The organism is Jiangella sp. DSM 45060 (assembly GCF_900105175.1).
GTDB lineage: Bacteria > Actinomycetota > Actinomycetes > Jiangellales > Jiangellaceae > Jiangella.
The window spans coordinates 7,478,194-7,485,957 of the sequence record NZ_LT629771.1 but is presented as its reverse complement, the minus strand read 5'-3'; the positions used below and the strand labels follow the sequence as shown (position 1 = coordinate 7,485,957).

The following is a 7,764-nucleotide window of genomic DNA, read 5'->3' as shown; positions in this document are numbered from 1 at the left end:
CCCGCACCCGCGACGGGCAGGACGAGACGGCTGAGACGGCCAGGACGGCGCCGCTTGTGGCGAGCGTGGGGCACGAGCGGCGGTCCTCCGGAAGATCACGAGACGGTAACAGCCAGACGACTCTAACCCGATACGTCCGATTCGCCGAAGGTGCCCCCCTCGATCTGGTCCAGCCGGCGCAGAATGACGCCCTCGCGCAACGCCCACGGGCAGACGTCGACCTCGTCGATCTCGAACAGGTCGAGCGCGGCGTCGGCGACGATGGCGCCGGCCAGCAGCTGCCCCGCCCGCCCGGACGAGACACCGGGCAGCTTGGCCCGCTCGGCGGCCGTCATGGAGGCCAGCTTCTTCGCCAGATCCTGCACGTCAGAGCGGCTGAGTGTGCGCCGGACGTACGGGCCCTCGCCGGACGGCGCGGCGCCGGCGGCCCGGGCCAGCGACCGGAACGTCTTGCTCGACGCGACCGCGCGGTCGCGCTCGCCGTACCGGTTGACGTCACCGATGATCGACGCGACCTCGGCCCGCACGTGCCCGCGCAGCGCCCGCACCTCGTCCTTGTCGGGCGGGTCGCCGGTGAACCAGTCGCGGGTGAGCCGGCGGCGCCCAGCGGCAGCGACACGGCGACGTCGGATCCTCGTCGCCGCCGGCGGCCAGTTCCAGCGAGCCGCCGCCGGATGTCGAGGCTCAGCAGCCGCCCCGCCGACCAGCCGTACCAGCGCCGCACCGCCAGGAACGTCAGCCGCGCCTCGTCCTCGCCGGACAGGATCTGCAGGTCGACACCGGCTTCGTCGCGCACGCGGTCGAGGACGGCGGTCCCGTTGACGGCCTCGCGCAGCGCCGACGTCGCGAACGCCAGCATGGACGTGGCGCCCTTGTCCTCGGCCGCCTCGACCGCCTCGCGGCAGCTCTGCACCAGCTGTTTGGCGCCTTCCTTGCCGATGGACCCGGAGTCGTCGAGCAGTTCGACCAGCCGCAGGTCGGTCTTCTGCTTGTACGCCGGCAGCGGACGCGCACCCCTGTGCGCGTCGACCAACAGCAGATGGACGGTGTTGGAACCGACGTCGAGCACACCCATGCGCACGAAAACGACGATACTCGTGGGGTGGAGCTGCGGACACACGGAGCGCGAGCCTGGGTGGAATTCACCGATCCGGCCGACGACGGCCAGGTGCTGCGCTGCGACCTCACCTGGCTGACGTCCCGGTGGACGTGCATCTTCGGGCAGGGCTGCCCCGGTATCTACGCCGACCGTCCCGACGACGGCTGCTGCACGCACGGCGCCCACTTCTCCGACGAGGACGACGAGAAGCGCGTGCGCGGGTACGCCAACCGGCTGGGTCCCGAGACGTGGCAGCTGCGCGACGAGGGCCTGCGCGGCGGCATCGTCGAGACCGACGACGAGGGCGAGCGCAAGACCCGCGTCGTCGACGGCGCGTGCGTGTTCCTGAACCGGCCCGGGTTCGCCGGCGGCACGGGTTGCGCGCTGCACGCGTACGCGCTGGCGAACGGGCAGCACCCGCTCGAGACCAAGCCCGACGTGTGCTGGCAGCTGCCGATCCGGCGCTCCTACCGCGAGGCCGAACGGCCCGACGGCACGTCGTACCTCGAGATCTCCATCGGTGAGTACGACCGCGCCGGATGGGGCGCCGGCGGCCACGACATGACGTGGTACTGCACGATGGCCACCGAGGCGCACGTCGGGCGCGAGCCGGTGTACCGGTCGAACGAGCCGGAGCTGCGGGCGCTCATCGGTGACAAGGCGTACGAGCAACTGGCCGAGCACTGCGAGGCGTTCCTCGCCGCCCAGCTACCGCTGCTGACCCACCCTGCGACAGCGGCGCGCGCGACACCCTGACAGGGACCGCGCTGGTGCTGCACCCGGCCATCGCGGCGCGCTGACGCCGTACAGCAAGAGGCCGCCGAGCCCGGACGTCGTCATCCGGGCCGGCGGCCTCTGCAGGGGAGTTGCCGCTACTGCTGGACCTGGCGGCGGTTCACCGCGAACGCGGCGGCCGCACCGGCGAGCAGCAGGCCGGCGCCGACGACCAGCAGCTGGCTCGACGCGCCGGTGTCCGGCAGCGCCTCGCCGTCGCCGGAGCCGTCGGCGGCACCGTCAGCGGCACCGTCCTCCGAGCCGTCGGTCTCGGTGCCGTCGGTCTCGGTGCCGTCGACCTCAGTGCCGTCGACCTCAGTGCCGTCGACCTCAGTGCCGTCGACCTCAGTGCCGTCGACCTCGGTCCCGTCGACCTCGGTCCCGTCGACCTCGGTCCCGTCGACCTCAGTGCCGTCGACCTCAGTGCCGTCGACCTCAGTGCCGTCGACCTCGGTCCCGTCGACCTCAGTGCCGTCGACCTCAGTGCCGTCGACCTCAGTGCCGTCGACCTCAGTGCCGTCGACCTCAGTGCCGTCGACCTCAGTGCCGTCGACCTCGGTCCCGTCGACCTCGGTCCCGTCGACCTCGGTCCCGTCGACCTCAGTGCCGTCGACCTCGGTCTCCGCCTCTGCGCGGTAGTCGCAGGCCTGGTAGTAGGCCTCCTGGCTGCCGATCAGCGCGTTCAGCGGGCCCTGCCACAGCCACGGCGCGCCGCACGCGTCGTTGAGGATGTCGATGCTGCCACCGTCACCCTCGCCCGAGACGAGGCTGCTGAGGAGGTCCGTCGACGGCGCGTCGGCGCCGCTGCAGGCGGTGTAGTGGGCCGACTGCGAGCCCAGCACCGCGTTGATCGGACCCTGCCACAGCCACGGCGCGGCGCAGGCGTTGTTCAGCAGGTTGACACCGTCGCCGGTCAGCGTGCCGTCGTTGTTGCAGGCGGCGTAGTGCGCGGACTGGCCGTCGCTGAACCCGTTGACCGGGCCCTGCCACAGCCACGGCAGCGCACAGACGTTGTTGCCGACGTTGAGGCCGTCACCGTAGGTGGTGCCGTCGCTGTTGCACGCGACGTAGGTGGCCTCCTGGCCCTCGACGAACACGTTCGCCGGGCCCTGCCACAGCCACGGCAGCGCGCACGCGCCGTTGAGCACGTTGATGCCGTCGCCGTACGTGGTCTCCTCGGTGTTGCAGACCACGTAGTAGGCGGCCTGGTCCTCCGTCGCGCCGTTCGCCGGACCCTGCCAGAGCCAGGGCGCCGCGCAGGCGTTATTGAGGACGTTGATGCCATCGCCGTACGAGTCGGCGCCGTGGTTCAGGACGTTGATCCCGTCACCGATGGCGATGCCGGTGTTGCCGTTGCAGGCCTCGTAGTAGGCCTCCTGGCCGCCCACGAAGATGTTGAACGGGCCCTGCCAGAGCCAGGGCAGCGCGCAGATGCTGTTGCCCACCTCGATGTCACCGAGGCCGAGGTTGTCGAGCAGGCCGTCGGCCTCTTCGACACTGGTGATCTCGTTGGGGAGCTCAACCCCCTTGCCCTCCTCGGCCGTGGCCGCCGGCACGCTCAGGGCGAAACAGGCGGCGAGCGCAGCGCCGGCCACAACGGCGCCACGCAGCACTGTCTTCAACACAATTCTCCTCAAATCATTCGAAAGGTGTTTCCCAGGCAACCTGTTTTCTGGGTGCCCGCCAGGGAGTACATTTGACGCCCTGGCCAGGGGTGTCAAGGTACTCTACAAAAGGTCAATCTTCTAGGTGACATACCGGTGACAGTGCTTTCTTAAATCCCTTTCTGTCCGAATTCGACCTGAGCGTCTGCAATGATTGATCTGTGCGCCGCGACGTGATCCCGAGTCCGAACATCTGGCACCATCCCGACGTCTACGAGATCGAGAACCGCGGCGTCGATCCCGGCGGTGTCATCGAGGCCGCCATGCTGCGCCTGCACGACTGGGCCGGGCTGGAACTGCTCGACGTCGGCTGCGGTGCCGGGTACCACCTCCCGCGCTTCGCCGCGTCCGCCCGCCGCGTCGTCGGCGTCGAGCCGCACCCGCCGCTGGTGCGCCGGGCCCAGCAGCGCGTCGCGGCGCTGCCGGCAGCGGTGCGCTCCCGCATCACCGTCCGGCGCGGCACGGCCCAGCAGCTGCCGCTCCCGACCGCCTCCGTCGACGTCGTGCACGCCCGCTGGGCCTACTTCTTCGGCCCGGGCTGCGAGCCGGGCCTGGCCGAGCTGGCCCGGGTCGTGCGGCGCGGCGGCACCGCGTTCGTCATCGACAACGACGCGACGCGCTCGACGTTCGGCCGCTGGTTCCGCACCGCGCTGCCGAAGTACGACGCACAGGCGGTCGAGCGGTTCTGGGCCCGGCAGGGCTGGCACCGCGAGCCGCTGACGATGCGCTGGGAGCTGCCCGACCGCGCGGCGTTCGAGGCCGTCGTGCGGATCGAGTTCGACCCGGCGAACGCCGACGCCATCCTCGCCGAGCACGACGGCGCCTCCGTCGACTACGCCGTCAACCTCTTCTGGCGCCGCTTCTGACAGCGGCGGAGGCGGAGCCGGCGCAGCACCCCGCCCCTCCTCACGCCCCCAGCTCCACAGCGTTGTCGGTGGCGCCGTCTACGGTTCATCACATGGCGAAGGCGAAAGCGACGGCCCCGGCGTTCCGGTGCTCCGAGTGCGGCTGGACCACCGCGAAGTGGGTCGGCCGGTGCGGTGAGTGCCAGGCGTGGGGCACGGTCGAGCAGGCGGGCGCGGCGAAGGCCGGGGTCACGGCGGCCGGCCCGGTCACCGAGGCGGCCCGGCCCATCGGCTCCGTCGCCATCGAGGCGGCCCGGTCCCGGCCCACCGGCGTCGGCGAGTTCGACCGCGCGCTGGGCGGCGGGCTGGTCCAGGGCGCCGTCATCCTGCTGGCCGGCGAGCCGGGTGTCGGCAAGTCGACGCTGCTGCTCGACGTCACGGCGCGGTGGGCGCACGAGGCGGGCCAGGCGCTCTACGTCACCGGCGAGGAGTCCGCGGCGCAGGTGCGGCTGCGGGCCGAGCGCATCGGCGCGGTCGCCGACCACCTGTACCTGGCCGCCGAGACCGACCTGTCAGCCGTGCTCGGGCACATCGACGAGGTGCAGCCGACGCTGCTGGTGCTCGACTCGGTGCAGACGGTGTCCAGCCCGGCCGTCGACGGTGCGGCGGGCGGCGTCACGCAGGTCCGCGAGGTGGCGGCGTCGCTGATCCGGGTGGCGAAGGACCGCGGCATCGCGACGATCCTGGTCGGCCATGTCACCAAGGACGGCAGCATCGCGGGGCCGCGGGTGCTGGAGCACCTGGTCGACGTCGTGCTGCAGTTCGAGGGCGACCGGCACTCGCGGCTGCGGCTGGTGCGCACGGTGAAGAACCGGTTCGGCCCGGCCGACGAGGTCGGCTGCTTCGACCTCACCGACACCGGCATCTCGTCGCTGGCCGACCCCACCGGGCTGTTCCTGAGCCGGCACGCCACGCCCGTCCCCGGCACCTGCATCACGGTGACGCTGGAGGGCCGGCGGCCGCTGCTGGGCGAGGTGCAGGCACTGGTGGCCACGTCGGCGCTGGCCTCGCCCCGGCGGGCGAACAGCGGGCTCGACTCCTCCCGGGTGGCCATGGTGCTGGCCGTCCTGGAGCGCCGTGGCCAGGTGAAGCTCAGCAACAGCGACGTCTACACGTCCACCGTCGGCGGCGCGAAGCTGTCCGAGCCGTCCACCGACCTCGCGCTGCTGCTCGCCGTCGCCAGCGCCGCCATCGGCACGCCGTTGCCGGCCGGGCTCACGGCGCTCGGCGAGGTCGGGCTGGCCGGCGAGATCCGCCGTGTGTCCGGCCTGAACCGCCGGCTGGCCGAGGCCGAGCGCATGGGATTCACCACAGCCCTGGTGCCCGCCGACCCCGGCCCGGTGCCCGGCGGCATCCGCGTCGTCGAGGTCACCGACGTCGGGCAGGCGCTGGCGGCGACGGGCCGCGATGCCCGGTTGGCTGCGGATTCGCCCCAGCGCACCTGAATCGTTGCGTGGTATTGACGTGAACGTCGCCGCGCACCGGCACATCACGCCCTAGACTGTTCTATCCAGCGTCGTTGCCGCACCCTCCCCGGGCCGGCGCCGCGCGACCGTACACTGTTCATCACGACAAGCCGTCCGGGTCACGACAGGGGTCACGTGCAAGGCATCGATCGAGCCGGCGCCGACGCGAAACTGCGCCTGGCTCTCGCAGCCGTCGCGCCCGGCACCAACCTGCGCGAGGGCCTCGAGCGCATCCTGCGCGGCCGCACCGGCGCCCTGGTCGTGCTCGGCTACGACAAGACCATCGAGGCCATGTCCACCGGCGGTTTCAGCCTCGACGTCGAGTTCAGCGCCACCCGGCTGCGCGAGCTGGCGAAGATGGACGGCGCCATCGTCGTCGACCGCGACTGCACGAAGATCCTCAAGTGCGCCACCCAGCTGGTGCCCGACCCGTCCATCCCGACGACGGAGTCCGGCACCCGGCACCGCACCGCGGAGCGGGTGGCCAAGCAGACCGGCTTCCCGGTCATCTCGGTCAGCCAGTCCATGCGCATCGTCGCCATCTACGTCGACGACATCCGTTACGTGCTCGAGGACGCCGGGCAGATCCTGTCGCGCGCCAACCAGGCGCCGGCCACGCTCGAGCGGTACAAGCTGCGCCTCGACGAAGTGTCCGGCACGCTGTCGGCGCTGGAGATCGAGGACCTCGTCACCGTCCGCGACGTCGTCTCGGTGGCGCAGCGACTCGAGATGGTGCGGCGCATCTCGGTCGAGATCGACGGCTACGTCGTCGAGTTGGGCACCGACGGCCGGCTGCTCAGCCTGCAGCTCGACGAACTGGTCGCCGGCGTCGACTCCGACCGCGAGCTGGTCATCCGCGACTACCTGCCGGCACCGTCCGGACGCCGCAAGCGCAGCCTCGGCGAGGCCATCAGCGCGCTCGACACCCTGTCCGGCACCGAGCTGCTCGACCTCGGCGCGGTGGCCCGGGCGCTCGGCTTCCCCGGCGGTGGCGAGCAGCTCGACGCCGCGGTGAGCCCACGCGGGTTCCGGCTGCTGGCGCGCGTGCCGCGGCTCCCCGACAGCGTCATCGACCGCCTGGTCGAGCACTTCGGCGGCCTGCAGAAACTGCTCGCCGCCAGCGTCGACGACCTCCAAGCCGTCGAGGGCGTGGGCGAGTCCCGCGCCCGCAGCGTCCGCGAGGGACTGTCCCGGCTGGCCGAGTCCAGCATCCTCGAACGCTACGTCTGACGCGCGGTCGCGTCGGGTCGCCGCCCGCCGCTCCCGGCGCCTGCCGAACGGCGACTGTCAGTGCCCGCCCGTAGGGTGGGAAGCCCTCCCAGCCGGGCGGGGACCGAACACCGCGCGAACAGCGGGCCGTGCCGTCACCGCCCGCCACCTCGCGCCGCCGGCCGTCCAGGCGCCACGCGAACCGCGACTGTCAGCGCCCGCCCATAGGGTGGGAAGCCCTCCCAGCCGGGCGGGAACCGCACTCCGCGCGAACAGCGGGCCGCGCCGTCACCGCCCGCCACCTCGCGCCGCCGGCCGTCCAGGCGCCACGCGAACCGCGACTGTCAGCGCCCGCCCATAGGGTGGGAAGCCCTCCCAGCCGGGCGGGAACCGAACACCGCGCGAACAGCGGGCCGCGCCGTCACCGCCCGCCACCTCGCGCCGCCGGCCGTCCAGGCGCCACGCGAACCGCGACTGTCAGCGCCCGCCCATAGGGTGGGAAGCCCTCCCAGCCGGGCGGGGACCGAACACCGCGCGAACAGCGGGCCGCGCCGTCACCGCCCGCCACCTCGCGCCGCCGGCCGTCCGGGCGCCACGCGAACCGCGACTGTCAGTGCCCGCCCATAGGGTGGGAAGCCCTCCCAGCC

The 7,764-nt window shown here is 72.3% G+C and carries 6 protein-coding genes and 1 pseudogene; 5 read left to right on the top strand and 2 right to left on the bottom strand.

Features of this window, described 5'->3' with window-relative positions:
• Window positions 1-122 precede the first annotated feature (122 nt).
• Window positions 123-1,081, bottom strand: a pseudogene (locus BLU82_RS33860) (Ppx/GppA family phosphatase).
• 54 nt (window positions 1,082-1,135) lie between these two features.
• On the opposite strand from BLU82_RS33860, the gene BLU82_RS33855 reads away from it, so the two are divergent.
• On the top strand, window positions 1,136-1,855 hold the full coding sequence (locus BLU82_RS33855) for a hypothetical protein (RefSeq protein WP_092614066.1): 720 nt from the start codon (window positions 1,136-1,138) through the stop codon (window positions 1,853-1,855).
• A gap of 116 nt (window positions 1,856-1,971) precedes the next feature.
• On the opposite strand, the gene BLU82_RS36495 is transcribed toward BLU82_RS33855, so the two are convergent.
• Window positions 1,972-2,079: an LPXTG cell wall anchor domain-containing protein gene (locus tag BLU82_RS36495; protein WP_370246349.1), complete on the bottom strand. Its 108-nt coding sequence runs from the start codon at window positions 2,077-2,079 to the stop codon at window positions 1,972-1,974.
• Here BLU82_RS36495 and BLU82_RS36490 point away from each other — a divergent pair.
• From BLU82_RS36490 to disA, 4 genes are all read left to right on the top strand, one after another.
• Window positions 2,053-3,573: a pentapeptide repeat-containing protein gene (locus BLU82_RS36490; RefSeq protein WP_370246348.1), complete on the top strand. Its 1,521-nt coding sequence runs from the start codon at window positions 2,053-2,055 to the stop codon at window positions 3,571-3,573. The two genes, BLU82_RS36495 and BLU82_RS36490, sit on opposite strands and share 27 nt — an antisense overlap.
• A gap of 125 nt (window positions 3,574-3,698) precedes the next feature.
• Window positions 3,699-4,403 (top strand): class I SAM-dependent methyltransferase, encoded by a 705-nt coding sequence (locus tag BLU82_RS33845; RefSeq protein ID WP_197682644.1) that lies wholly within the window; start codon window positions 3,699-3,701, stop codon window positions 4,401-4,403.
• Window positions 4,404-4,495: 92 nt separating this feature from the next.
• Window positions 4,496-5,887: a DNA repair protein RadA gene (radA, locus tag BLU82_RS33840; protein WP_092614061.1), complete on the top strand. Its 1,392-nt coding sequence runs from the start codon at window positions 4,496-4,498 to the stop codon at window positions 5,885-5,887.
• A 120-nt stretch (window positions 5,888-6,007) separates the two neighbouring features.
• Window positions 6,008-7,138 (top strand): DNA integrity scanning diadenylate cyclase DisA, encoded by a 1,131-nt coding sequence (disA, locus tag BLU82_RS33835; protein WP_370246347.1) that lies wholly within the window; start codon window positions 6,008-6,010, stop codon window positions 7,136-7,138.
• Window positions 7,139-7,764 lie beyond the last annotated feature (626 nt).

Coding starts and splice junctions, on each gene's coding strand:
- radA (WP_092614061.1), top strand. CDS start 4,496: ATGGCGAAGGCGAAAGCGACGGCCCCGGCGTTCCGGTGCTCCGAGTGC.